Source organism: Amycolatopsis sp. NPDC088138 (assembly GCF_044741685.1).
Classification (GTDB): Bacteria; Actinomycetota; Actinomycetes; order Mycobacteriales; family Pseudonocardiaceae; genus Amycolatopsis.
Genome location: NZ_JBIUTB010000001.1, coordinates 374,284 through 399,684, shown reverse-complemented (window position 1 = coordinate 399,684; position 25,401 = coordinate 374,284). Strand labels below are relative to the sequence as shown.

The 25,401-nt window shown below is 71.3% G+C and carries 22 protein-coding genes; 17 read left to right on the top strand and 5 right to left on the bottom strand.

Features of this window, described 5'->3' with window-relative positions:
* Positions 1-32 precede the first annotated feature (32 nt).
* The 9 genes from ACIOD2_RS02030 to ACIOD2_RS01990 all read left to right on the top strand — a co-directional run bounded on the left by ACIOD2_RS02030 (position 33) and on the right by ACIOD2_RS01990 (position 12,123).
* Positions 33-1,256 (top strand): extracellular solute-binding protein, encoded by a 1,224-nt coding sequence (locus tag ACIOD2_RS02030; protein WP_400533211.1) that lies wholly within the window; start codon positions 33-35, stop codon positions 1,254-1,256.
* Positions 1,253-2,173: a carbohydrate ABC transporter permease gene (locus ACIOD2_RS02025; protein ID WP_400533209.1), complete on the top strand. Its 921-nt coding sequence runs from the start codon at positions 1,253-1,255 to the stop codon at positions 2,171-2,173. The genes ACIOD2_RS02030 and ACIOD2_RS02025 overlap by 4 nt, the downstream gene beginning before the upstream one ends.
* Before the next feature lie 53 nt (positions 2,174-2,226).
* Complete coding sequence (locus ACIOD2_RS02020) at positions 2,227-2,967, top strand: carbohydrate ABC transporter permease (RefSeq protein WP_400535377.1); 741 nt, start codon at positions 2,227-2,229, stop codon at positions 2,965-2,967.
* Positions 2,968-2,976: 9 nt separating this feature from the next.
* Positions 2,977-4,980, top strand: a complete 2,004-nt coding sequence (locus ACIOD2_RS02015; protein ID WP_400533207.1) for a TIM-barrel domain-containing protein — start codon at positions 2,977-2,979, stop codon at positions 4,978-4,980.
* 323 nt (positions 4,981-5,303) lie between these two features.
* Entirely contained in the window at positions 5,304-6,284 is a 981-nt protein-coding gene (locus ACIOD2_RS02010; protein ID WP_400533205.1) for an ABC transporter permease, read from the top strand.
* The gene (locus ACIOD2_RS02005) at positions 6,284-7,294 is read left to right on the top strand and encodes an ABC transporter permease (protein ID WP_400533203.1); all 1,011 of its coding nucleotides are present in this window, start codon (positions 6,284-6,286) and stop codon (positions 7,292-7,294) included. Before ACIOD2_RS02010 ends, ACIOD2_RS02005 begins: the two co-directional genes overlap by 1 nt.
* Positions 7,291-9,426: a dipeptide ABC transporter ATP-binding protein gene (locus ACIOD2_RS02000; protein ID WP_400533201.1), complete on the top strand. Its 2,136-nt coding sequence runs from the start codon at positions 7,291-7,293 to the stop codon at positions 9,424-9,426. Before ACIOD2_RS02005 ends, ACIOD2_RS02000 begins: the two co-directional genes overlap by 4 nt.
* 54 nt (positions 9,427-9,480) lie before the next feature.
* Entirely contained in the window at positions 9,481-11,160 is a 1,680-nt protein-coding gene (locus ACIOD2_RS01995; protein WP_400533199.1) for an ABC transporter family substrate-binding protein, read from the top strand.
* Positions 11,161-11,217: 57 nt separating this feature from the next.
* Complete coding sequence (locus ACIOD2_RS01990; protein ID WP_400533197.1) at positions 11,218-12,123, top strand: hypothetical protein; 906 nt, start codon at positions 11,218-11,220, stop codon at positions 12,121-12,123.
* A gap of 250 nt (positions 12,124-12,373) precedes the next feature.
* Here the strand turns inward: ACIOD2_RS01990 and ACIOD2_RS01985 are convergent, their stop codons facing one another.
* On the bottom strand, positions 12,374-13,282 hold the full coding sequence (locus ACIOD2_RS01985) for a pentapeptide repeat-containing protein (RefSeq protein ID WP_400533195.1): 909 nt from the start codon (positions 13,280-13,282) through the stop codon (positions 12,374-12,376).
* Positions 13,283-13,335: 53 nt separating this feature from the next.
* On the opposite strand from ACIOD2_RS01985, the gene ACIOD2_RS01980 reads away from it, so the two are divergent.
* Positions 13,336-13,956 (top strand): TetR/AcrR family transcriptional regulator, encoded by a 621-nt coding sequence (locus tag ACIOD2_RS01980; RefSeq protein ID WP_400533193.1) that lies wholly within the window; start codon positions 13,336-13,338, stop codon positions 13,954-13,956.
* A gap of 63 nt (positions 13,957-14,019) precedes the next feature.
* Here the strand turns inward: ACIOD2_RS01980 and ACIOD2_RS01975 are convergent, their stop codons facing one another.
* Positions 14,020-14,577: a YceI family protein gene (locus ACIOD2_RS01975; RefSeq protein ID WP_400533191.1), complete on the bottom strand. Its 558-nt coding sequence runs from the start codon at positions 14,575-14,577 to the stop codon at positions 14,020-14,022.
* Between the two features lie 107 nt (positions 14,578-14,684).
* On the opposite strand from ACIOD2_RS01975, the gene ACIOD2_RS01970 reads away from it, so the two are divergent.
* Positions 14,685-15,161 carry a MarR family winged helix-turn-helix transcriptional regulator gene (locus tag ACIOD2_RS01970; protein WP_400533190.1) on the top strand — a complete coding sequence of 159 codons (477 nt, stop codon included), beginning with the start codon at positions 14,685-14,687 and terminating at the stop codon, positions 15,159-15,161.
* A 7-nt stretch (positions 15,162-15,168) separates the two neighbouring features.
* On the top strand, positions 15,169-16,152 hold the full coding sequence (locus tag ACIOD2_RS01965; RefSeq protein ID WP_400533188.1) for a glutathione S-transferase family protein: 984 nt from the start codon (positions 15,169-15,171) through the stop codon (positions 16,150-16,152).
* On the opposite strand, the gene ACIOD2_RS01960 is transcribed toward ACIOD2_RS01965, so the two are convergent.
* Entirely contained in the window at positions 16,139-17,089 is a 951-nt protein-coding gene (locus tag ACIOD2_RS01960) for a helix-turn-helix transcriptional regulator (protein WP_400533186.1), read from the bottom strand. The two genes, ACIOD2_RS01965 and ACIOD2_RS01960, sit on opposite strands and share 14 nt — an antisense overlap.
* Positions 17,090-17,151: 62 nt before the next feature.
* Between ACIOD2_RS01960 and ACIOD2_RS01955 the strand changes: the two genes are divergently transcribed.
* Positions 17,152-18,282 carry an epoxide hydrolase family protein gene (locus tag ACIOD2_RS01955; protein WP_400533184.1) on the top strand — a complete coding sequence of 377 codons (1,131 nt, stop codon included), beginning with the start codon at positions 17,152-17,154 and terminating at the stop codon, positions 18,280-18,282.
* Here the strand turns inward: ACIOD2_RS01955 and ACIOD2_RS01950 are convergent.
* Positions 18,279-18,800, bottom strand: a complete 522-nt coding sequence (locus ACIOD2_RS01950; RefSeq protein WP_400535375.1) for a TetR family transcriptional regulator C-terminal domain-containing protein — start codon at positions 18,798-18,800, stop codon at positions 18,279-18,281. The two genes, ACIOD2_RS01955 and ACIOD2_RS01950, sit on opposite strands and share 4 nt — an antisense overlap.
* Positions 18,742-19,404 carry a GNAT family N-acetyltransferase gene (locus ACIOD2_RS01945; protein ID WP_400533182.1) on the bottom strand — a complete coding sequence of 221 codons (663 nt, stop codon included), beginning with the start codon at positions 19,402-19,404 and terminating at the stop codon, positions 18,742-18,744. The genes ACIOD2_RS01950 and ACIOD2_RS01945 overlap by 59 nt, the downstream gene beginning before the upstream one ends.
* 303 nt (positions 19,405-19,707) lie before the next feature.
* On the opposite strand from ACIOD2_RS01945, the gene ACIOD2_RS01940 reads away from it, so the two are divergent.
* The 4 genes from ACIOD2_RS01940 (at position 19,708) to ACIOD2_RS01925 (ending at position 25,243) form a co-directional block, all read left to right on the top strand.
* The gene (locus tag ACIOD2_RS01940) at positions 19,708-20,934 is read left to right on the top strand and encodes a glycosyltransferase (protein ID WP_400533180.1); all 1,227 of its coding nucleotides are present in this window, start codon (positions 19,708-19,710) and stop codon (positions 20,932-20,934) included.
* Between the two features lie 32 nt (positions 20,935-20,966).
* Entirely contained in the window at positions 20,967-22,415 is a 1,449-nt protein-coding gene (rox, locus tag ACIOD2_RS01935; RefSeq protein WP_400533178.1) for a rifampin monooxygenase, read from the top strand.
* On the top strand, positions 22,396-24,573 hold the full coding sequence (gene helR / locus ACIOD2_RS01930; protein WP_400533176.1) for an RNA polymerase recycling motor ATPase HelR: 2,178 nt from the start codon (positions 22,396-22,398) through the stop codon (positions 24,571-24,573). Before rox ends, helR begins: the two co-directional genes overlap by 20 nt.
* Positions 24,574-24,643: 70 nt before the next feature.
* The gene (locus tag ACIOD2_RS01925; protein ID WP_400533174.1) at positions 24,644-25,243 is read left to right on the top strand and encodes a hypothetical protein; all 600 of its coding nucleotides are present in this window, start codon (positions 24,644-24,646) and stop codon (positions 25,241-25,243) included.
* The last annotated feature ends 158 nt before the right edge of the window (positions 25,244-25,401 follow it).

Here is a 25,401-nt window from a genome sequence, read left to right as displayed (position 1 = left end):
CGGTTCTGCTCCGCCGCCGAAGGGGAATCACCATGTCCGTAGCCCGTCGCGCCCTTTTCCTGGCCGCGAGTGCCGCGCTCCTGGCCGCGTGCAGCCCCGCCCCCGCCCCGCAGACGGCGAACGCCCCCGCCGCCGGCTCCGTCACCGAACTCGACTACTACGCCGACGAACAGGGTTCCGCGGCCTGGCAGAAGATCCTCGACGCGTGCGCCGCGCAGACCGGGATCAGGATCGAGCGGCAGACGGTGCCGACGGCCCAGATGCTGCCGAAGATCCTGCAGGGCGCGAGCTCGAAGACGCTGCCGGGCCTGCTCTTCACCGACAACCCGACGCTGCAGCAGGTCGCCGCCACCGGCGCGCTGACCCCGCTGTCGGACTACGGCATCTCCGCCGACGGCTACTACCCGAGCATCGTGAAGGCCGGTACCTACCAGGACAAGGTCTACGGTGTCGCGCCCGGGGTGAACGGGCTGGCCCTGCTCTACAACAAGGATCTGCTGACAGCGGCCGGGGTGCAACCGCCGTCGACCTGGGACGAGCTGACGGCCGCCGCGGCGAAGCTGACCAAGGACGGCAAGTACGGGCTCGCTTTCTCCGCGATCCCCTCGGAGGAGGGCACCTGGCAGTTCCTGCCGTTCTTCTGGAGCAACGGCGCGGAACTGTCCCAGCTGGACTCCCCGCAGAGCGTGCAGGCCCTGACCTACGTCACGGGCCTCGTGACGAGCGGGTCGGCGTCGAAGTCCGTGGTGACGTGGAACCAGAACGACGTCGCCGACCAGTTCGTCGCGGGCAACGCGGCGATGATGATCAACGGCTCGTGGAACCTCGCCCGGCTCGACGAGCAGAAGGCGCTGCACTACGGCGTCGTGCCGATCCCGGTGCCCCAGGCGGGTGCCAAGCCCGTGGTCGCCCTCGGCGGCGAGGTCGGGGCCGTGCCCGTCACCAGCGGGCCCGTCCAGCAGGCCGCCGGGAAGGTGCTGTCCTGCATCCTCGCCGAGCCGACCATGCTGCAGTGGAGCAAGGCCCACGCCTACATCCCGTCGAAGACGGCCGTCGCGGCGAAGTTCGGCGCCGAGCAGCCGGCGATGCAGGCGTTCGTCGACGAGGTCGGCTCCGCCCGCTCCCGCACCGCGGAGCTCGGCGAGAAGTACCCGAAGGTCTCCCAGGCGCTGGCCGACGCGATCCAGGCGTCGCTCACCGGCAAGGAGCCCGCGGACCAGGCCCTCAAGACCGCGCAGCAGGCGGCCGGGTCGTGACACTCGCGGCCCCGGTGCCGCGGCGAAGACCACGGCGGGACAACCGGTTCACCGCGTGGGCGTTCCTCCTGCCCGCTGTCGCGTACGTCGTGGTGTTCTTCGGGTACCCGCTGGTCGCGAACCTGGTGATGAGCACGCAGGACTACACCGTCAAGTCGTTCTACACCGGCGAAGCCCCCTTCGTCGGCTTGGCCAACTACGCCGCGGTGCTGACGGCCCCGCTGTTCACGACGGCCGTGCTGAACACCGTGCTGTTCACGGCCGGGTCGCTCGTCTTCCAGTTCGGCGTCGGCCTCGCGCTGGCCGTGTTCTTCACCGGGCGCTTCCTCGGCAGCGCGCTGCTGCGGTCGCTGCTGCTGCTCCCCTGGCTGCTGCCGCTGGTGGTCAGCGGCGCGGTGTGGCGGTGGATGTTCGACCAGGACCACGGCGTGCTCAACGCCGCGCTGCGCCTGATCGGGATCGGCGCGGTGCCGTGGCTGAGCAGCACCGGCTGGGCCCTGCCAGCGGTGATCCTCACCAACATCTGGATCGGCATCCCGTTCAACCTGGTGATCCTGCACGGCGGGCTGCGCGCGATCCCCGCCTCGCTGCACGAAGCCGCCGCGCTCGACGGCGCCGGCGCGTGGCAGCGGTTCCGGCACGTCACCTGGCCGCTGCTGCGCCCGGTCACCGGGATCGTCCTCATGCTCGGGCTGGTCTACACGATCAAGGTGTTCGACGTGATCATGGTCGTCACCGGCGGCGGCCCGGCCAACGCGACGCAGACGCTCACCACGTGGTCCTACCGGCTGTCCTTCCAGGACTTCACGTTCGGCCGGGGTGCCGCGGTCGGGAACCTGCTGATCCTGGTGGCGACCGCGTTCGGCCTGCTGTACCTGCGTTCGGCGAAGGCGACCCTGGCCGAGGCGGCGACGTGAAGACCGCGGCCGGGGTGGTGATCGTCGCGGTGCTGCTGTTCCCGCTGTACTGGATGGTCAACGCCTCGCTGCAGCCCAGCGGCGCGCTGCTGCGGCCGGACCCGGCGTTCTTCCCGCTCGGCGGCACGCTCGACGGGTACCGCAAGGCCTTCGCGACACAGGGGCCGAACCTGGTGTCCAGTGTGGTCGTGGCGCTGGGCACGGTGCTGGTGTCGCTGGTGGTGGCGGCACCCGCGTCGTACGCGCTGGCGCAGCTGAAGGTCCGCGGCGGCCCGGTGCTGGTGTTCGTGCTGATCGTCGTGCAGATGATCCCGGGCATCGTGATGGCGAACGCGCTCTACACGGTGTTTTCCAACCTCGGCCTGATCGACAGCTACCTCGGGCTGGTGCTGGCCGACTCGACCGCGACCATCCCGTTCGCCGTGCTCCTGCTGCGGGCGTTCATGATCTCGGTGCCGCGGGAGCTCACCGAAGCGTCCCGTGTGGACGGTGCCGGGTACTGGCGGACGTTCTTCTCGATCATCCTCCCGGTCAGCCGCAACGCGCTGGTCACGGCCGGGCTGTTCGCGTTCCTGTTCGCCTGGGCGGACTTCCTGTTCGCCGTCACCCTCACCACCGGGCAGTCGTTCGAGCCCATCACGGTGGGCATCTACCGGTTCGTCGGCAACCAGTCCGCCGACTGGAACGGGATCATGGCCACCGCCGTCCTCGCCGCGATCCCCGCGGCCGTCCTGCTGGTCGTCGCCCAGCGGTACGTCGTCGCCGGGCTGACCAGCGGTGCCGTCAAAGACTGAGGAGTCCGCGTGATCACGACGACCGAAGACGGGCGCTCGATCGAAGTGCGGGTACGGCACGAAGTCCTGCTCGTCGAGCCGTGGGGTACCGACAGCCTGCGGGTGCGGGCCGGGCGGCACCGGATCCTCGACGACGTCCCCGGCGCGCTGCTGCCCGCGAAGCCGTCCGCCGCCACGGCGGAGGCGAGCGAGCGCGCCGGCCGGGTGGTCAACGGCGCGCTCACCGCGCTGGTCGAGCTGGTGGACACCGACACCGGGCCCGACGCGCAGCTGCGGTTCGTCCGCACGGACACCGGCGAGGAGCTGCTGGCCGAGCAGCGCGCGCACTTCTGGTGGCCCGGGTCGCGGCTGTTCATGCCGTCGCGCAACGGTTACGGCCGCCTCGAGCAGCGGTTCACCGCCTACGACGGCGAGCGGATCTACGGCCTCGGCCAGCACACCCACGGCCGGCTGGACCAGAAGGGCCTGGTACTGGACCTGGTGCAGCGCAACGCCGAGGTGTCGGTGCCCTTCCTGCTGTCCAGCCGCGGGTACGGCTTCCTCTGGAACAGCCCCGCGGTCGGGCGGGTGGAGCTGGCCGCCAACGGCACCCGCTGGGTCGCCGACGACGCCCGCCAGCTCGACTACTGGATCACCACCGGCGACGACCCGCGCCGGCTGCTCGGCCACTACGCCGACGCGACCGGGTACGCGCCGATGCTGCCGGAGTGGGCGACCGGCTTCTGGCAGTCGAAGCTGCGCTACCGCTCGCAGGCCGAGCTGCTGGCCGTGGCCCGGGAGTACCACGAGCGCGGCCTGCCGCTGTCGGTGATCGTCGCGGACTTCTTCCACTGGACGCACCTGGGCGACTGGAAGTTCGACCCGGACGGCTGGCCCGACCCGGCCGGGCTCGTGCGGGAGCTGGCCGGCCTGGGCGTCAAGCTGATGGTGTCGGTGTGGCCGTCGGTCAGCCCGCTGTCGGAGAACTACCGGGAGATGCAGGAGCAGGGCCTGCTCGTCGCGGCCGAGAACGGGGTGCCGGCGCACGCGCCGTGGAAGGACAAGGGGTTCGACGTCGAGCTGCCGGTGGCCTTCTACGACCCGACGAACCCGGCGGCCCGGCGGTTCCTCTGGGGGAAGGTCAAGGAGAACTACTACGACCTGGGCGTGCGCGCGTGGTGGCTGGACGGTGACGAGCCGGAGCTGCAGCCCGGCCACCCGCACAACCTCGGCTTCCACGCCGGCCCGGGCGCGGAGGTCGTCAACCTCTACCCGCAGGTGCACGCCCAGGCGTTCCACGACGGCATCCGCGGTGAGGGCGACGACGAGGTCGTGCTGCTCAGCCGCTCGGCGTGGGCCGGCAGCCAGCGCTACGGCGCCGCGCTGTGGTCCGGTGACGTCCCGGCGACCTGGGCCTCGCTGCGGGCGCAGGTGCGCGCCGGGCTGAACGTCGCGATCGCCGGGATCCCCTGGTGGACCACGGACATCGGCGGTTTCCACGGCGGCGACCCGGACTCGCCCGAGTACCGCGAACTGCTCGTCCGCTGGTTCCAGTACGGCGTGTGCTGCCCGCTGCTGCGGCTGCACGGCTTCCGCGACCCGCGGCCGCCGTTCGGGCCGGAGATGACCGGCGGGCCCAACGAGGTGTGGTCCTACGGCCCCGAAGCGCTGGCCGCCATCGAGGACGCGCTGCGGCTGCGGGAGCGACTGAGGCCGTACCTCGCCGCCCAGATGCGGGTGGCACACGAGCAGGGCGTCCCGCCGATGCGGCCGCTGTTCGTCGACTTCCCCGCCGATGCCCGGGCCTGGGACACCGACGACCAGTTCCTGCTCGGCCCGGACCTGCTCGTGGCACCGGTGCTCGAGGCCGGCGTGACCCGTCGGGCCGTGTACCTGCCCGAAGGTGCACTGTGGACGGACGCGGTCACCGGGAACCGGTGTTCGGGCGGGACGAGCGTCGACGCGGCGGCCCCGGCCGGGCGCATCCCGCTGTTCCTGCGCGACTCCGCGCGGCTCCCGATCGAGAAGCCGTAGCCCCTCTGTCCATTTCGGGCAGTTCGTCCCTTCGCCCGAATCGGGCGCCTACACCGCCACGTCCGGCGCGCGCAACATACCTACGTCGGGTATCCGGCGAAAGGTAACGAGACGCTCACATCCACAGCCGGATCGTAACTATCGGATTGTTCGCCGAGCGCGAAAAGAACCGCCTGTTCCCCTTATGCTGCGCCGACGACGGGCGTAAAGACTCTTGAAGGGCAGCAGCGGCAAGTGGTTGCGACGAGAACTCCATCGAGCGAGCGGCGGGCGAGCGGCCCGCGAGACCGGCGGCTCCCCGCCCCGGACCGGGCGGGGCCGCGGTGATCGGCTTCCTCCTCCGCCGTCTCGTCAACTACGTCGCGCTCTGCCTGGTCGCCACGTTCGCGGCGTTCTCCCTGGCCTCGCTGGCTTTCAGCCCGCTCGACGGCCTGAAGCTGCGCAACCCGCCGCCCCCGCAGGCGACGATCGACGCCAAGGCCGCGGAGCTCTACCTGAACCAGCCGATCCCCGAGCGGTTCTTCACCTGGCTCGGCGGCGTCTTCCAGGGCAACTTCGGGCGGACCATCACCGACCAGCCGATCACCGACGAGCTGCTGCGCCGGATGGGCGTCAGCCTGCGGCTGTTCGTCCTCGGCATCACCATCGGCATCGTGATCGGCGTGCTGGTCGGCGTGGTCAGCGCCATCCGCCAGTACAAGATCAGCGACTACCTCGCGACGACGTTCTCGTTCGTGGTGCTCTCCACCCCGGTCTTCGTCATCGCGACGATCCTCAAGGCCGGCGCCCAGTCGGTGAACGACAACCTGCTTGACGGCTACCAGTTCTTCATCGTGCAGGGCGAGAACTCCAGCGGGCTGAGCGGCGGGTTCGGGGAGGCACTGCTCGACCGCGTGCAGCACCTGATCGTGCCGACGCTGGCGATCGTGCTCACCCAGGTCGCCTACTACAGCCGGTACCAGCGCTCGGCGATGCTCGACGTGCTCGGCTCGGACTTCCTGCGGACGGCGCAGGCCAAGGGCCTGACCCGGCGCCGCGCGCTGTTCAAGCACGGCCTGCGCACCGCGCTGATCCCGATGGCGACGCTGTTCGCGTTCGGCTTCGGCCTGCTCGTCACCGGCGGCATCTTCACCGAGAAGATCTTCGGCTGGTACGGCATGGGCGACTGGCTGGTCACCGGGATCCAGCAGCAGGACACCAACATCGTGGCGACGGTGACGCTGTTCATCGCCGTCTGCGTGCTGTTCGCCGGCTGGCTCTCGGACGTGCTGTACGCCGTGCTCGACCCGAGGGTGAGGATCTGATGTCGGCCTCCGTGAACGAAACCGAGGCGGCCGCCACCCCCGCGGGTGCCCCCGTCGACCTGGCCGTGGCCGACCCGGCCGCTTCGGGCGCCGGACGCGGCAAGCTCGTGCTGCGCCGCTTCCTGCGCAACCGCGCGGCCGTCGCCGCGCTCGCGTTGATCGTGCTGTTCTACCTGCTGGCGTTCACCTACACCTGGTACTCGCCGTGGGCCTACGACGAGCTGGACCCGACGTCCTACCTGCTGCCGCCGGACGGCTCGCACTGGTTCGGCACCAACCAGATCGGCGGCGACATGTTCGCGCAGACCATGCGCGGGCTGCAGAAGTCGCTGACCATCGGGCTGCTGGCCGCGCTGTTCTCCACCGGCGTCGCCTCGGTCGTCGGGGCCGCGGCGGGCTACTTCGGCGGCTGGACCGACCGGATCGCCATGTGGGTCGTCGACCTGCTGCTGATCCTGCCGCCGTTCCTGATCATCTCGATCCTGTCGCCGGCCTTCCGCAGCAAGACCTGGCTGATCCTGGTCGGGCTGATCGCGCTGTTCCAGTGGATGATCACCGCCCGGATCGTCCGCGGCATGACACTCACCCTGCGCGAGCGGGAGTTCGTCAAGGCGGCCCGGTTCATGGGCCAGCCGGCGCGGCGGATCATCGCCAAGCACATCGTGCCGAACATGGCGTCGCTGCTCATCATCGACGCCACGATCAACGTCGGCGCCGCGATCATCACCGAAACGTCGCTGTCGTTCTTCGGCTTCGGGGTCCAGGCCCCGGACGTCTCGCTCGGCACGCTGATCGCGGCCGGGTCCGACGCCGTCCGCACGTTCCCGTGGCTGTTCTACATCCCGGCGGGCTTCCTCGTCGTCACCGTGCTCGCGGTGAACTTCGCCGGTGACGGCCTGCGCGACGCGCTGGACCCGGCGTCGAGCCGGTCGCGGCGCAAGGAGCGCAAGCGCATCGAGGCCGCCACGAAGTCCCCCGCCGAGACCGTTTCCGCTGGAGCCGTTTCATGAGCAGGACCGCACTCGCCCTGGGCGCGGAGACCGACAAGCCGACCGGGACCGTGCTGGAGGTGTCCGGCCTCGACGTGTCGTTCCCGTCCGAGTCGGGTCGGGTGCACGCCGTGCGCGGACTGTCCTACCAGGTCGCCGCGGGCGAGGTCCTGGGCATCGTCGGCGAGTCCGGCTCGGGCAAGTCCGTGTCCTCGCTGGCGGTGATGGGCCTGCTGCCGCCGCAGGCGCGGATCTCCGGGTCGATCCGGTTGCAGGGCAGCGAGATCATCGGCCGCTCCGACACCGAGCTGTCCCGGCTGCGCGGCAAGAAGATCTCGATGGTCTTCCAGGACCCGCTGTCCGCGCTCACCCCGGTGTACCCCGTCGGCGCGCAGATCGCCGAAGCCCTGCTGGTGCACGGAAAAGGCGTGGTCACCAAGGCGCAGGCCAGCGCCCGCGCGGTCGAGCTGCTGGACCTGGTCGGGATCCCGAACGCCGCGCAGCGCGCGAAGGCCTTCCCCCACGAGTTCTCCGGCGGCATGCGCCAGCGCGCGGTGATCGCCATCGCGATCGCCAACGACCCGGACCTGATCATCGCCGACGAGCCGACGACCGCGCTGGACGTCACCGTGCAGGCGCAGGTGCTGGAGGTGCTCAAGACCGCGCAGGAGGTCACCGGCGCCGGCATCGTGATCATCACCCACGACCTCGGCGTGGTCGCCGGGTTCGCCGACCGGCTGATGGTGATGTACGCCGGGCGCGCGGTCGAACAGGGTCCGGTCGAGACGATCTACGCCCACCCGCGGATGCCCTACACGCTCGGGCTGCTGGGTTCGATCCCCCGCGTGGACGCGCACGAGAAGCAGCCGCTGGTGCCGATCGAGGGCCAGCCGCCGTCGCTGGTCAGCCTGCCGCCGGGCTGCCCGTTCTCGCCGCGCTGCCCGCTGGTGACCGACGACTGCCGTACTGCGGAGCCGGAGCTGCTCACGATCACGCCCGGGCGCCCGGACGCCGGCGTCGACACCTCGCACCGCGCGGCCTGCATCCACACCGAGGTCCTCGACCGGCCGGACGCCGACGCGGCCGAGGTCTACGGCGCCGAGCTCGTCGGGGAACCGGCGCTGGCGGCGTTGCCGCGGGCCGAGCGGACCACCGTGCTCGACGTCCGGGACCTCGTCAAGCACTACCCGGTGACCAAGGGCCAGATCCTCAAGCGCCGCGTCGGCTCCGTGCAGGCCGTCGACGGGATCAGCTTCGACATCGTCGAGGGCGAGACCCTCGGCCTGGTCGGCGAGTCCGGCTGCGGGAAGTCCACCACGCTGATGGAGATCCTCGAGCTGGTGAGCCCGGCCAGCGGGTCGGTCGCCGTGCTCGGCAAGGACGTCGCGAAGCTCGACGGCAAGGCGCGCAAGGCGATCCGGCGCGACCTGCAGGTGGTCTTCCAGGACCCGATGGCCGCGCTCGACCCGCGGTTGCCGATCGGCGACATCATCGCCGAGCCGATGCGGGTGCACGGCTACGACCGGGCCGCGATAGACAAGCGGATCCCGGAGCTGCTGCACCTGGTGGGGCTGCGGGCCGAGCACGCCGAGCGGTACCCCGCGGAGTTCTCCGGCGGGCAGCGCCAGCGCATCGGGATCGCGCGAGCGCTCGCCCTGGAGCCGAAGCTGATCGTGCTGGACGAGCCGGTCTCGGCGCTGGACGTGTCCATCCAGGCGGGCGTGATCAACCTGCTCGACGAGCTGAAGGCGAAACTCGGCCTGTCGTACCTGTTCGTCGCGCACGACCTGTCGGTGGTGCGCCACATCGCCGACCGGGTGGCGGTGATGTACCTGGGCAAGATCGTCGAGATCGGCGACGTCCGCACCGTCTTCGAGCAGCCGCAGCACCCCTACACCCAGGCCCTGCTGTCCGCCATCCCGATCCCGGACCCGGTCAAGGAACGCGAGCGGACCCGGATCATCCTCGCCGGCGACCTGCCCAGCCCGGCGGACCCGCCGTCCGGCTGCCGGTTCCGGACCCGCTGCTTCGTGTTCGCCCAACTGCCCGAAGAGGACAGGAAGCGGTGCGTCGAGGTCGAGCCGCCGCGCGAGCCGCGCGCCGCCGACCACGACGTCGCCTGCCACTACGCCAAGACCCGCGAAGTCGTGTAGCCACGCATCCGTTGGCACACAGGAAAAGAGAGGTATCCGATGAACCGACGGAGGATGGCTGCCGTCATCGCCCCCGTGGTGGCGCTGACGCTCGCCCTCACCGCCTGCAGTGGCAACTCCGGGGGCGGGAACAACGCGCTCCAGGACCAGGGCGCGCAGGGGGTCAAGACGGCCGACATCAACGAGAAGCCGCTCGACCAGGTCAAGGACGGCGGCGACTTCAAGTGGCCGGTCGACCAGCTGCCGGACAACTGGAACGTCAACCAGGTCGACGGCACGGTGCTCGACGGCCAGAGCATGTTCGGCGCGGTCTTCCCGTACCTCTTCACGCAGAACGCCGACGCGACGGTCAGTGAGAACCCCAACTACGTCACGTCGGTCAAGCTGGTGAGCACCGACCCGCAGGTCGTCGAGTACCAGCTCAACCCGAAGGCCAAGTGGAGCAACGGCCGCGCGTTCTCCTGGGAGGACTTCGCCGCGCAGGCCAAGGTGCTCAACGGCAAGGACCCGGCCTACGAGGTCTCGCAGACCACCGGCTACCAGGACATCGCGAAGGTCGAGAAGGGCACGAGCGACCTCGACGTGAAGGTCACCTTCGCGAAGAAGTTCGCGGAGTGGAAGTCGCTGTTCCTGCCGCTGTACCCGAAGGAGCTCGACGCCGACGCGGAGACCTTCAACAAGTCGTTCGCGACCGAGCCGAAGATCACCGCGGGCCTGTTCAAGGTGCAGAAGATCGACCAGACCGCGAAGACCGTGGTCCTCGAGCGCGACCCGAACTGGTGGGGCACCCCGGCGAAGCTCGACACGGTGACCTTCAAGAAGGTCGAGCGCCCGGCGCTGGCGGACGCGTTCGCCAACGGCCAGATCGACTTCTACAACCTCAACAACGACGTCAACGCGTTCAAGCGCGCGCAGGGCGACCCGAACACGGTGATCCGGCAGTCCACCTACCCGGACTACACGCACCTGACCTTCAACGGCGCGAGCTCGTCGATCCTGGCCGACAAGGACCTGCGGCTGGCGATCTTCCGGGGCATCGACACGGTCGCCATCTCGAAGGCGATCCTCGGGCAGATGCAGAAGGACACCCAGCCCTTGGGCAACCACATCTTCCTCAAGGGCGCCAAGGAGTACGTCGACAACTCCGGGCCGTACAAGTTCGACGTCGAGGCCGCGAAGAAGCAGCTCGACCAGCTCGGCTGGAAGGCGGCCGGTGACTTCCGGGCCAAGGACGGCAAGCCGCTGAAGATCCGGCTGATCATCCCGACCGGGACCCCGATCAGCCAGCAGACCGGGCAGATCATGCAGTCGCAGCTCAAGGCCATCGGCGTGAACCTGGACATTCAGGCCGTGCCGAGCACGGAGTTCTTCAAGAACTACGTCAACGTCGGCAACTTCGACGTGACGCTGTTCCGCTGGATCTCCACGGCGTTCCCGATCGCCGGCGGCCAGGGCATCTACTACAACGACCCGAAGAACATCGGCCAGAACTACGGCCACGTCGGGGACGACAAGATCAACCAGCTCTACGACACCGCGGCCCAGGAGCTGGACGACAGCAAGCGGGCGGCGGACCTGAACGAGGTCGACAAGGAAATCTGGGCGGTCGGCCACCAGCTGCCGATCTTCCAGTCGGTCGGCGCGTTCGCGGTCCGCAAGACGGTCGCGAACTACGGTTCGCCCGGCTTCGCGAACACCCCGTACGACTTCGCGAAGATCGGTTTCGTGAAGTAGCGGTTCCTTTCGAAGGCGGGCGGTGCGTGCACCGCCCGCCTTCTGTACCCGAGGCAAGTGGTGAAGACTCTCCTGACGCTCCGGCCGGTGCGGCACATCCTCCTGACGAGCGCGCTGGCCCTGCTGGCCTGCGCGGTCGTGTTCGCGGTGCAGCTGGCCGAGTACTCGGCCGCGGCCGGCGAGCTGCGCGGGATGACGGCCCGCTCGACCGCGACCGTCGTCCGCCTCGACGGTGGCGCGGCGGTGATCCACATCGCCTCGGCGGACGCGACGGCCACCGTCGAGATGGACGTCCGGCCCGCGCCCGGGAGCACCCTCCCGGTGTTCTACGACCCGGCTGACCCCAGCCGCGCGGCGATCCGCGGCGCGACCGCCTTGGTGACCACCGACCGCACGACCACGTACGCGACGGCCACCGTGGTGGCCGCGGTCGGCGTGCTCGTGGTGGACGTCCTGGTGCTGCTGACCCGCTTCGTGCGTCCCGGCGGCACCCGCCGGACCGTGCCGATCCGCCGGGTGAAGGTGCAGCGCGGCCTGCTGACGCGCTCCTGGCTGGAGCTGGAGACGCCGCAGACGGCGTGGCTCCCGGTGTACTTCTCCCCCGCGCTGATCGGCCTGCCATCCCCTGCTGTCGCCGAGCTGACCGGCGACCGCCGGGTGCTGGTGCGCGCCGGCGGCACGATCTTTTACCCGGCGGGCAGGCTCCACCGCGTGGAACCGCGCGGCCGCCGCCTGGACAACCCCGCCGAGCCGGACGCCGAACGGGCGGAGGCAGCTCGGCGCCCGGTCACCCTGCGCCGCCAGCTGCGGACGGACCTGCCGGTACTGGCCGTCGCCCCGGTGGTCGGCGTGTTCTGGGCCCTGGTCGACGGCACGGGGGTGGCGGGCTGGCTGGCGGTGACGATCCTGGCCGCGGCGTTCGGCTTCTGGTGGGCCGCGCTGCGCGGCTCGGACCCGTCCTGACCCTCGCCTGTTGGGCGACCACCCTGGCTGCGGCGAGCGGGCTTGCGGTGGACCCGCCTTCGGCGACTGCAACCCGAACACTGGGCGGCCACACCGCAACAGCAGGCCAGCCCGCGACAACCACACTCACCACGGCATTAACCACTGGCGCAGCTCCTACCCCGCCCAAGGTCCCGCCGATGGTCCGGCACCGGCCCGCGTGGCCCCCGAATCCCGCGCGTCGCCCTGACCCAGGCCGCCGCAAGCCCTCCTAAGCCTCGCGCACCTCGGCCCAGAAGCCCGGTCGCCGAGGCCCCCGCTCCCCCAGACTCACGCCTTCGGGCCAGGTCCGGGCCAGGCGGACATCCGTGCGCGCGCTCGCTCCGGCGAACCGGAACCCACCCGCCGTCGCCCCGGTGAAGTCGGCGTGACCGCTGAAGCGAGCGTGCAGGAACTGCGCCTCCCCGCCGAAACGCGCGTCACGGAACGACGTAGGGCCGGCGAAACCCGTGGCCAGGAACGAAACGTCGGCCGCGAACCCCGCCCCGGTGTAGTCGGTGCGGCCCGAGAACCGGACCTCGTCGAACCACACCACGTCCCCGGTGGTCACCCCCGCGAACGAGGTGTTCGCCATGAACGTGGCGCCCTCGAAGTCCGCGCCCGCCCGGAACTCCGCACCGCGGAAGGACACGTGGTAGGTGAAGGCGCACCGCTCGAAGCTCACCAGCCCGGTGCAGACCAGGCCGTCGAACCGCGCGGCGCCCCAGAAGCGCACCTGCCGGAAGACCGCGTCGCGCACCTCGCACCCCCGCAGATCCGTCCCGGCCAGGACCAGGGACTCCGCGCGCAGGTCCATGCCCGGCCAGAACCCCGGCGCGCCCGGCCGCAGGTGCGACGTCAGGAGCTGCCACAGCTCGGCCGCGTGCAGGGTGCCGCCCAGCTGCGCGAGCGCCTGGTCGACCCAGTCCTGGCGCAGCGCGGGATCCGCCTGGGCTCGTATCTCGTACTCCCGCAACGGGCGGAAGTGCACGTCGGGCAGGTCCAGGACCAGCACCGATCCCTCCGGCGCCGTCGTGACCTCGGCCCAGCCGCTGTCGCGCCGGGACAGCACCCAGGCGATGATCCCGCCGCCGGCCAGCGCGACGGTGATGAGCACCGGCAACGGGATGATCGTGGACATTTCGCCAGTGTGACCGCCTGGCCGCGACGGCGACAGCGGATTAAAGTGGACCCGTGAGTCCAACGCAGGCGAAGCAGCTGACCGCCAAGGGCGCCGCGACGCGGCAGCGGATCATCGAAGGCGCGGCGGCGGAGATCCGGGAACGCGGGGTCGCCGTCACGACGCTGGACGACGTCCGGGCGCGGACGGGCACCAGCAAGAGCCAGCTGTTCCACTACTTCCCCGACGGCAAGGACGAGCTGCTGCTGGCGGTGGCGCGGTTCGAGGCCGACCAGGTGCTGGCCGTGCAGCAGCCGCAGCTGGGCAAGCTGACGTCGTGGGCCGGGTGGCGGCGCTGGCGCGACACGGTCGTCTCGCACTACCGCGGCCGCGGCCAGCACTGCCCGCTCAACGTGCTGATCTCCCAGCTCGGCCGCGCCACCCCCGGCGCGCAGGCGGTGGTCAGCGAGATGCTGCGGCGCTGGCAGGACGAGATCGCGGCCGGCATCGGCCACCTGCGCGACGCGGGCGAGGTGGCACCGGACGTCGACCCGGAACGCACCGCGGCCGCCCTGCTGGCCGGCATCCAGGGCGGCGTGGTGGTGATGCTGTCGACGGGCCGCATCGACCACCTCGAAGCGGCCCTCGACGTCGGCATCGAGAACCTGCGCACCAGCACGGCCCGAAATCCGTGAAGGCCACCTTGAGGGACTCTGAGTCCCTCAAGGTGGCCTTCACGGACAGCTGAAGCGCGAGGGTCAGGCGTTCTTGATCGCCGAGATCTCGAACTCGAGGGTGACCTTGTCGCTCACCAGCACGCCACCGGTCTCGAGGGCGGCGTTCCAGGTGATGCCGTAGTCCTTGCGGCTGATCGTGGTGGAGCCCTCGAAGCCGATCCGGTCGTTGCCGAACGGGTCCTTGGCGGAGCCCTCGAACTCGAACGGGATGGTGACCGAACGGGTGACGTCCTTGACGGTCAGGTCGCCGGTCACGTCGAAGCTGCTCCCACCGGTCTGCTTGATCTCGGTGGTGGTGAAGGTGATGGTCGGGTACTCGTCCATCGCCAGGAAGTCGTTGCTCTTCAGGTGACCGTCGCGGTCGGCGTTGCGCGTGTCGATGCTGTGCACGTTGATGCTCACCTGGGCGGACGACTTCTCCGGGGCGTCACCGTCGATCGTCGCGGTGCCGGTGAAGTCGTTGAAGCTGCCGCGCACCTTCGTCACCATGGCGTGCCGGGCGTTGAACCCGATCCGCGAGTGGGCGGCGTCCAGGGTGTACTCACCGGTCAGCTGGGGGTAGGTGGTCGCGCTGGTCATGCTCGTCTTCTCTCCTCGGTGGTGGCGCCCCCCAGTGATTGAGGGCTCAACGACACTGTACTCATTTTTACTGGTTGCGCAAGCAAGCTTTCGCTAGACTCGCCGGTATGGGTGAACAGTCCGCGCTCGACCACGACGAGGCCCCGTTCTGGCGGTCCCTGATGCGCATCACGACCGCGCTGCCGCGTGCGCTCGAAGACCAGTTCCTGCCCGAGACCGGCCTCGCGATGACCGACTACGGTGTGCTGGTCGCACTGTCCGAGGCACCGCACCGCCTGCTCCGCATCTCCGCGCTGGCCGCGGCCACCGGTCTTTCGCTGAGCCGGATCAGCCGGGTCGTCGACGACCTCACCCGCCGCGGCCTGGCCGAGAAGCGCAAGTGCGCGGAGGACGGGCGCGCGTCCAACGCCGTGCTGACCGACGCGGGACTGGCCAGACTGGAAGCGGCCTACCCGACCCACCTCGCCCGCGCGCGGGCGTCGGTGTTCGACCACCTGAGCGCCGAAGACATCCGCACGGCCGGGCCGGTACTGGCCCGGCTGGCCGCGGCGCTGGACGTCACTCCCCCGACCGACGACTGCTGAGGAACCGATGACAGACGGCGAGTTCAAGCGCGACCTGAACTACATCCCCGACCGGATCACCGCCGACGGCCGCGACGGCTGGCCGGTCGAGGCCGGCCGCTACCGCCTGGTCGTGGCCCGGGCGTGCCCGTGGGCGAACCGCGCGGTGATCGTGCGGCGGCTGCTCGGCCTGGAACCCGCCCTGTCGATGGGCATGGCCGGGCCGGTGCACGACGAGCGGAGCTGGAGCTTCGACCTCGACCCGGACGGGCGCGACCCGGTGCTCGGCATCGAACGCCTGCAGGAGGCGTTCTTCAAGCGCGACCCGGAGTACCCGCGCGGCATCACGGTGCCCGCGTTCGTCGACGTCCCGACCGGCCAGGTCGTCACCAACGACTTCGCGCAGATGACGCTCGACATGTCCACCGAGTGGACGGCGTTCCACCGCGACGGCGCGCCCGAGCTGTACCCGGAGAAGCTGCGCGACGAAATCGACGACGTCGCGCAGAAGGTCTTCACCGATGTCAACAACGCGGTGTACCAGTGCGGTTTCGCGCGGTCCCAGGAGGCGTACGAGCACTCCTACCGCAAGCTGTTCTCCCGCCTGGACTGGCTGTCCGAGCGACTCGCGGACCAGCGCTACCTGGTCGGCGACACGATCACCGAGGCCGACGTCCGCCTGTTCACCACGCTGGTCCGCTTCGACGCGGTCTACCACGGCCACTTCAAGTGCAACCGCCAGAAGCTGAACGAGCTGCCGGTGCTCTGGGCGTACACGCGCGACCTGTTCCAGACACCCGGTTTCGGCGACACGATCGACTTCGCGCAGACGAAGGAGCACTACTACGTGGTGCACCGCAACATCAACCCGTCGGGCATCGTCCCGCTGGGCCCCGACGTGTCGGGCTTCCTGACCCCGCACGGCCGCGAACAACTGGGCGGCCACCCGTTCGGGGACGGCACGCCGCCGGGGCCGCCGCTGGCGGCCGAGCGGGTGCCTAGCCTGGTTTGACGGCGTCGGCGTACCGCGCCGACAGCGTCCGCAGCCGCTCCACCAGCTCGGGTGGTGACTCCACCCGGAACGGGACGTCCAAGGTGGACACCACGAACGCGATCAGGTCGAAGGAGTCCGAAGCCAGCTCCAGCAGGCAGCTCCGCTCGTCGATCGCGGTGACGTCGCCGTCCACCCGGCCGCGGATCTCCTCGGCGGGAGCCGACACGAGAAGCCGGGCGCGGTAGGGCCACAGCTCGCGGCCCATCGTGCGGTTCAGGTACGCCGTCAGGTCGCCGTCCGGCGGGTCGCGATGGGTGAAGCGCGGGCCGTTCGGGCTGCGCAGGCTCAGCCGGTCGGCGCGGAACGTCCGCCAGTCCGCGCGGCCGGTGTCCCAGCCGACCAGGTACCAGCGGCGGCCCCACGAGACGAGCCGGTGCGGTTCGACGTCGCGGCGGGACTCGGTGCCGTCGTGGCTCACGTAGTCGAAGCGCAGGGTCTCCGCGGCGCGGATCGCCGACGAAACGGACGTCAGCACGGCCGCCTCGACCACCGGGCCGCGGACCGGGAGGGCCAGCGAAGCCGCGTCGAAGGCCGAAACGCGGTGCCGCAGCCGCGACGGCAGCACCTGCTCGAGCTTGTTCAACGCCCGCAGTGACGCCTCCTCCAGCCCGGCGACCCCGCCGGACGTGGCGCCGTGCAGGCCGACCGCGACCGCGACGGCCTCGTCGTCGTCCAGCAGCAGCGGCGGCAGCTCGGCACCCGCACCGAGGCGGTAACCGCCGACCGGGCCCATCGCCGCGTGCACCGGGTACCCCAGCTCGCGCAGGCGGTCGACGTCCCGGCGGACCGTCCGCGTCGTCACACCCAGCCGCCCGGCCAGCTCGGTGCCGGACCAGTCCCGGTGCATCTGCAGCAGCGACAGCAGCCGGAGCAGCCGGCCAGGGGTTTCCCGCATGCGTCCCAGGATGCCAGACGTGTAGGACCGATCCTGTCCTACACGTGCGCGAGGCTACGGCCATGGACCCCTTCCGCATCAACGTCCCGCAGGCCGACCTCGACGAGCTGCACCACCGGCTCGCCCGCACCCGCTGGCCCGGCGAGCTGCCCGGCGCCGGCTGGGCGTACGGCGTGAGCGAGCCGTACCTGGCCGAGCTGGTGGAGTACTGGCAGTCGGGCTTCGACTGGCGCGCGCAGGAGGCCCGGCTCAACGCGTTTCCGCAGTTCACGACCACGATCGACGGCCAGCGGGTGCACTTCCTGCACGTCCGCTCCCCCGAGCCCGGCGCAACCCCGCTGATCCTCACCCACGGCTGGCCGAGCACCGTGGCCGACTTCCTGGACGTCCTCGGCCCGCTCACCGACCCGCGGGCCCACGGGGGCGACCCGGCGGACGCGTTCCACGTCGTCGCACCGTCGGTGCCGGGCTTCGCCTTCTCCGGGCCGACGAACGAGCCGGGCTGGAACACCCGCCGGATCGCGCGGGCGTGGGCCGAGCTGATGCGGCGCCTGGGTTATGAACGTTACGGCGCCCAGGGCGGCGACTTCGGCAGCATCGTCTCGCCCGAGCTGGGCCGGACGGCCCCCTCGGAAGTCCTCGGCGTGCACGTCAACGCCGTCGCGAACGCCGGAGTCCCGACCGCGCCCGGCGACCTCGAGCGACTGTCCGAAGAGGACCGCAAGCGGGCGCAGGAGAACCAGGTGTGGTGGTACGCGCATTCCGGCTACGCCACGCAGATGGCGACCCGGCCGCAGACCCTGGCCTACGCGCTCAACGACTCCCCCGCCGGGCAGCTGGCGTGGAACCTCGAATGGTTCGTCGACTGGGATCCCACGGCCACCCCGCAGGCGCCGGTCTCGCACGACGCGATCCTGGCGAACGTGACGATCTTCTGGCTCACCGGCACCGCCGGCTCGGCCGCGCGCCTCTACCTGGAGGCGGGCCAGGACGGCTGGGGCGAGCGCCCGCCGCCGTCCGGGGTCCCGACGTCGGTGACGAACTTCCGCGGCGACCACGCGATCCGCGGCCTCGCGGCGCTGTCGAACACGATCACCCGCTGGAAGGAGTACGACACCGGCGGCCATTTCGCGTCGCTCCAGGCGCCCGAGCTGCTGGTGCAGGACATCCGAGAGTTCTTCCGCGACCTCTAGTCCACAGTGGACGCCCGGCGGCGGCGCCGGTCCACGGCGCCGTCGAGCAGGGGCCGCAGCTCCTCGACCACGGTGTCCAGCGGCGCGACGTCCTGGTGCGCCCGCGCCAGGACGATCGCGCCCTCCAGGGTGCTCAGCATGAGCACCGCCAGCGACGCGCTGCGCGCCGACGGCACGCCGAACTGCTCCAGCGTCTCGGCCAGGGGCCGTTGCCAGCCCTCGAAAGCCTTGCCGACGGCGTCGCGCAGGCTGTCGCTCGTGGCCGCCGCGTCCGCGACCGTCGCCACCAGCGGGCAGCCCGCGTCGAAGCCGGTCGTGGTGAACTCGTCGCGCCACTGCGCGGCCATGGCGGCGAACAGCTGGCCCGGCGTCGGATCCTCGAGCTTGGCCGCGACCCGCGCGACGCGGCGGGCGGCGTAACCCCCGGCCCAGGCGACGGCTTCGGCGATCAGCTGGTCCTTACCGCCCGGGAAGTAGTGCTGCAGGGACCCCCGCGGCGCCTCGGCGTGCGCGACCACGTCCCGCATGCCGGTCGCCCCGACGCCCTGGATCCGCACCAGCTGCGCGGCGCTCAGCACGATCCGCTCGCGCGGCGTCCTCGTCATCGACTGCCTCCTTCATGACACTCGTCATGGTAGCCCAGCCGGGCACGACCAGCGCGAAGTCGCGCTCGCCGCGCTCGTAGGCGGGCACCGGGCGGAAACCCTGCCGCAGCAGCAGCGCCTCGGCGCCGGTGTTCCCGGCCTGGACGGTGGCCCGCACCGTCCACTCCGGCCACCGCCCGGACGCCCACAGCCACCGGCTGAGCGCGCTCGCGATCCCCCGCCGTTGCCAGGAATCGGCGACCAGGACGCCGAGCTCGGCCGTCCCCGGTACCTCCGCGACGAAGTTGAGCAGCCCCACCGGAATCCCGCCGGACGTGGCCAGCAGCGCGACGCCGCCGGGTGGGCCGGCGAGCAGGAACCGCTGGTAGCGCCGGAAGATCTCGCCCGGTTCGGCCGGGCCGCCCATCATGAAGCGCCGCCGGAGACTGCCCGGCGAACAGGCCGCGACCAGCGCGGCCACGCACTCCCGGTCCACTGGGCGGTCGCCCAGCTCCCGAATGTCTATGACGGCTGTCATAACTCCATGGGAGCACAGTCCGGCCGGGCGCACACTATGACGGGCGTCATAGATCGACTCGACCCGACCGGGGATCCGTCGTTCAGGTGATCAGGAACGCGCCACTCGACGACCGGCGGTACGAAGAACCATGCTGGAGGTGCGGAGAGTTCCGCGAGGAGGGCAGGAGGAAGAACCACTCCCTTCCATATTAAACGTATACCGCACCCCAGGGCTTGTGGCAAGACCCCGGTCGTGCCGCAGAATCATCGGCCGTAGCCGTGAACTGCGGCTACGGGTTCCGAACAAACGGGGGTTTTGCGAGTGCGTGTGCTGTTGTCGACCTACGGTTCGCGGGGAGACGTCGAACCACTGGCAGGGCTCGCGGTGGCGGTGCGGGCCCTCGGCGCGGAGGTCCGGGTGTGCGCGCCGTCGGACGAGGACTTCGCGCGGCGGCTGGCCGGCGTCGGGGTGGATTTCGTGCCGGTCGGCCCGTCGGCCCGGGAGCTGACCCAGGCGGCCCCGCCGCCGTCGTCGCTGCCGGAGCGCGCCGCGCAGCTGATCGCGGCGCAGTTCGAGGTGCTCCCGGCCGCGGCCGAGGGCTGTGACGTGGTGGTGGCGACCGGCATGCTGCCGACCGCGGCCGGTGCGCTGTCGGTGGCCGAGCTGCTGGGGATCCCGTCGGTGTTCGTGGCCTTCCAGAAGTCCACGCTGCCGTCGCCGCACCACCCGCCGCTGGCCTACGCGGGGCGGCCGCACCCGCCGGGGGTGACCGACAACGGGCTGCTGTGGGGGCTGGACGCCGAAAGCGTCGACGAGCTGTTCGAGGCCGCCCTCAACACCAACCGGGAGGCGAACGGCCTGCCCCCGGTGGAGGGCGTCCGCGACTTCGTCATCGGCGACCGGCCGTGGCTGGCGACGGACCCGGTCCTGGACCCGTGGCGGCCCACCGGCCTGAACGTCACGCAGACCGGCGCGTGGATCGTGCCGGACGACCGGCCGCTGCCCGGCGACCTCGAGGCGTTCCTGGCCGCGGGCACCCCGCCGGTCTACGTCGGCTTCGGCAGCATGCCGATGCACGCGGCGGCGGACGTCGCGGGCGTGGCCGTCGAGGCGGTTCGCGCACAGGGGCGCCGGGTCCTCGTCCTTCAGGGCTGGGCCGACCTGGGCGCGGCCGACGAGCGGGACGACTGCTTCGTCGTCGGCGAGGTCAACCACCAGGCGCTGTTCGGCCGGTGCGCCGCGGTGGTGCACCACGGCGGCGCGGGCACCACGACGACGGCCACCCGGGCCGGCGTGCCCCAGGTGGTGGTGCCGCAGGCGACGGACCAGCCGTACTGGGCGGGACGGGTGGCCGACCTGGGCATCGGCGTCGCGCACGACGGCCCGGCGCCCACCGTCGAGTCGCTCTCGGCCGCGCTCCGGACGGCCCTGGCGCCGGAGACCCGCGCTCGCGCGGCCGCGGTGGCGGGCACGATCCGCACCGACGGCGCGCAGTTCGCCGCGCGGCTGCTCCTCGACGCCGTCGAGCACGAAAAGGCGCTCGCGTGAACGATTCTTTCGACGATGTCAAAGGGGGATCCGTGGTCGACGTGATCGTGGCCGGTGGCGGCCCGACCGGCGTCATGCTGGCCTGTGAGCTGCGGCTGCAGGGTGTGGACGTGCTCGTGCTGGAGCGGGAGCCGCAGCCGTCGCCGGTGGTGCGCGCGCTCGGCATCCACGCGCGCACCATCGAGGTGCTGGACCAGCGCGGGCTGCTGGACCGGTTCCTCGCGCTCGGCAAGAAGTACCCGCTCAACGGGTTCTTCGCCGGGATCAGCAAGCCGCAGCCCGCGCACCTGGACACCTCGCACCCGTACGTCCTGAGCATCCTGCAGCCCGTCACCGAGCGCCTGCTGAACGAGCGCGCCGACGAGCTGGACGTCGAGATCCGGCGTGGCTGCGAGGTCACCGGGCTGGCCCAGGACGACGACGGGGTGACCGTCGACCTGGCCGACGGCACGCGGCTGCGGGCGCGCTACGTCGTCGGCTGCGACGGCGGCCGCAGCACGGTGCGCAAGCTGCTCGGCGTCGCCTTCCCCGGCGAGCCCACCCGCGTCGACACGCTGCTGGGCGAGATGGAGCTGACCGAGGACCCCGAGACGCTCACCGCGGTGATGACCGAGATCCGCAAGACCCAGAAGCGGTTCGGGGTCGGGCCCATCGGCGACGGGCTGTACCGCCTCGTCGTCCCCGCCGACCGGGTGGCCGAAGACCGCTCGGCGCCACCGGGCTTCGAGGAGTTCAAGCGGCAGCTGCGGGCCACGGCCGGCACCGACTTCGGGGTGCACTCGCCGCGCTGGCTCTCCCGCTTCGGTGACGCCACCCGGCAGGCCGAGCGGTACCGGGTCGGCCGGGTCCTGCTGGCCGGCGACGCCGCCCACATCCACCCGCCGATGGGCGGCCAGGGCCTCAACCTCGGCCTCCAGGACGCGTTCAACCTCGGCTGGAAGCTGGCCGCCGAGGTCCGCGGCTCGGCGCCGGCGGACCTGCTCGACACCTACGAGGCCGAGCGGCACCCGGTCGCCACCGACGTCCTGGTCAACACCCGCGCGCAGATGCACCTGACGTCACTGGACGCGGGTCCGCAGGCCGTGCGGCAGCTGCTGACGAAGCTGATGGACTTCGAGGACGTGAACCGGTACCTGACCGAGCAGATCATCGCGGTCGGCATCCGCTACGACTTCGGCGACGGGCCCGGCCTGCTCGGCCGCCGGCTGCGGGACGTGGCGCTCAAGGACGGGCGGCTCTACGACCGGATGCACGACGGCCGCGGGCTGCTGCTCGACCAGACCGGCCGGCTTTCGGTCGCGGGCTGGGCGGACCGGGTCGACCACGTCGTCGACGTCAGCGAGGAACTGGACGTGCCCGCGGTGCTGCTGCGCCCGGACGGGCACGTGGTCTGGGCCGGGGAAGACGAGGCACAGCTGCCCGCCGTGTTGCGGAAGTGGTTCGGGGAGGAGAAGGGGGACCGTGTCAGCACCGGGGTATGACGAAGAACTGGGGTCCGAGCGCGAGTACGTCGCCGGGCTCTACACGCGGCTCGACGCCGAGCGCGCGCGGGTGCAGGGCGAATACCAGGCGGCGCTGGGTGGCAAGGGCCTCGGCGCGATGGAACGCGACGTCGGGGTGCGCGCGCTGGGCCGGGAGTCGAAACGGCTCGACGTCGTCGACAACGGGCTGTGCTTCGGCCGGATGGACACGATTGCGGGCGAGCGCTCCTACATCGGCCGGATCGGCCTGTTCGACGAGGAGCACGACTACCAGCCGGTCTTGCTGGATTGGCGGGCACCGGCGGCGCGCGCGTTCTACACCGCCACCGGCGCGAACCCGGAGGACATGCGACGGCGGCGCCAATTCCACACGCGCGGGCGGCAGGTGCTCGGGTTCACCGACGAGGTGCTCGGCCGCCCGGCCGAGGGCGACCAGGGTGACGCGGCGCTGCTCGCGGCGATCAATGCGCCGCGCGGGGAGGGCATGCGCGACATCGTCGCGACGATCCAGGCCGAGCAGGACGAGATCATCCGGCTCGACCACCCCGGCGTCCTGGTGATCGAGGGCGGGCCGGGCACCGGGAAGACGGTGGTGGCGCTGCACCGCGTCGCCTACCTGCTCTACACCCAGCGCGAGCGGATGGAACGGCACGGCGCCCTGGTGGTCGGGCCGAACCCGGCGTTCCTCAGCCACATCGGCCGCGTCCTGCCGTCGCTGGGCGAGACCGACGTCGTCTTCACGACCACCGGCGGTTTTGTGCCCGGCCTGGACGTCACGGCCGAGGACGAGCCGGAAGCCGCGCGGCTCAAGGGTTCCCTGAAGATCCTCGACGTCCTCGCGGCGGCCGTCGCCGACCGGCAGCGGCTGCCGGAGGAGCCGTTGCCGATCGCCCTGCGCGACGTCACCGTCCGGATCGACGCCGAGACGGCGGAGTGGGCCCGGCAGGAGGCGCGCGACAGCGGGCAGCCGCACAACGAGGCCCGCGCGGTGTTCACCGACATCGTCACCTACGTGCTCACCGAACGCGCGATGGGCCGGATCGGGCGCGGCTGGCTGTCCCGGGACGACAAGGCGGAGTGGGAGTCGCTGCGGAAGGACCTGCTCGGCGAGCTGGCGGCCGACGAGCAGTTCACCGCGGCGCTCGAGCAGCTCTGGCCGGTCCTGACGCCGGAAACCCTGCTGGCCCAGCTGTATCAGTCCCCGGAGCGCCTGAAGGCGGCCGGAGCCGACGAGTCGCTGCTGCGCGCCGACGGCGCCGCGTGGACCGTCTCGGACGTCCCGCTGCTCGACGAGCTGGTCGACCTGCTCGGCCACGACAAGACGGCCGAGAAGGCGGCCGACGCGGCGGTGGCGCGGGAGCGGAAGGCCGAAGCCGAGTACGCCGAAGGCGTCTTCCAGACGATGAAGCTCGACCGGGAGGAGATGGACGAGGACGTCATGCTGTCCGCCGAACACCTGCTCTACGCCGAGGACCTGGCCGACCGCTTCGTCGTGGCCGACACGCGCAGCCTCGTCGAACGCGCCACCGCCGACCGGGACTGGACCTACCGCCACGTCGTCGTCGACGAGGCCCAGGAACTGTCCGAAATGGACTGGCGGGTGCTGATGCGGCGCTGCCCGGGCCGGTCGTTCACGGTGGTCGGCGACCTCGCGCAGCGCCGGTCGGCGGCCGGGGCGCGGGCGTGGGACGACGTGCTGGCGCCGTACGTGCCCGGCCGCTGGGTCTACCGTTCGCTCACGGTGAACTACCGCACCCCGGCCGAGATCATGGCGGTCGCCGCCGCGGTGCTCGCCGAGTTCGCGCCCGGCGTGCGGCCGCCGGAGTCGGTCCGCGCGTGCGGCGTCCCGCCGTGGTCGAGGCACGTCACCGACGACGAACTGCCCGCGGCCGTCGAGGAGTTCGTGCGGGACGAAGCCGGCCGTGAGGGCACCAGCATCGTGATCGGGCCGCCGGGAGTGCCGGGCACGGTGCCGGCGTCGGAGACGAAGGGCCTGGAGTTCGACGCGGTCCTGGTCGTGGAACCGGCGAGGATCCTGGCCGACAACGCGGCCGACCTGTACGTCGCGCTCACCCGGGCGACACAACGCCTCGGCGTCCTGCACCGGGAGCCGCTGCCGGCGGCGCTGACCGGCCTCGCGGAGGTCGTCCGGACCTAGCGCGGTTCGCCCCGGGGGTGCGCGGGTACGTTGCCGTGGCCCGCGCTCCCCCACCGCGAAAGGCGTCCCGATGCAGTTCTACGCCGAACGGCCCATCCGCCGCACCGCCCAGCTCGTCAGCGACCTGCTGGCGTTGCTGCTCGTCGTGTTCGCGGTGTGGCTGGGAACCACGGTGTACGACGAGGTCATGAAGCTGCGCGCGCCCGGCGACGGGCTCGTGAGCGCCGGGACCGGGCTGACCGGGACGTTCGACTCGGCCGCGAACTCGGCCGACGGGATCCCGCTGATCGGCGATGCGCTGGCCAAGGCGCTGCACGGCGGCTCGGACGTCGGGAACAAGTTCGCCAACGCGGGCCGCTGGCAGATCGAAGCCGTCGAGAACCTGGCCTGGTGGATGGCGGCGATCATCATCGCGCTGCCGATCCTGACACTGATCGCGACGTGGCTCCCGATGCGCTGGCACTTCGCCCGCCGAGCCTCGGCGGCCGCCCAGCTGCGGGCGCTGGGCGACGAGGGCCTGGACCTGCTGGCGCTGCGGGCGTTGACCACGCAGCCCCTGCGCCGTCTCGCCAAGTCCGGCGAGATCGCGACGGGCTGGCGGGCGCGGGACAAGGAGGTCATCGCCACCCTGGCCGGCCACGAGCTGGCCCGCCACGGCCTGGTCTCCTGACCTCGCGCTGGTGTGTTGGCCGCTCCGGGCACTGTGTTGGCCACGATCGCCCGCCGCACCGGGCTGCACCCGTGCTCAACCGGGCATCACGCGTGATCCAGGCGGCATCACGCGTGATTGAAGGGGCATCACCCGTGATTGGGGAGGCATCACGTGTG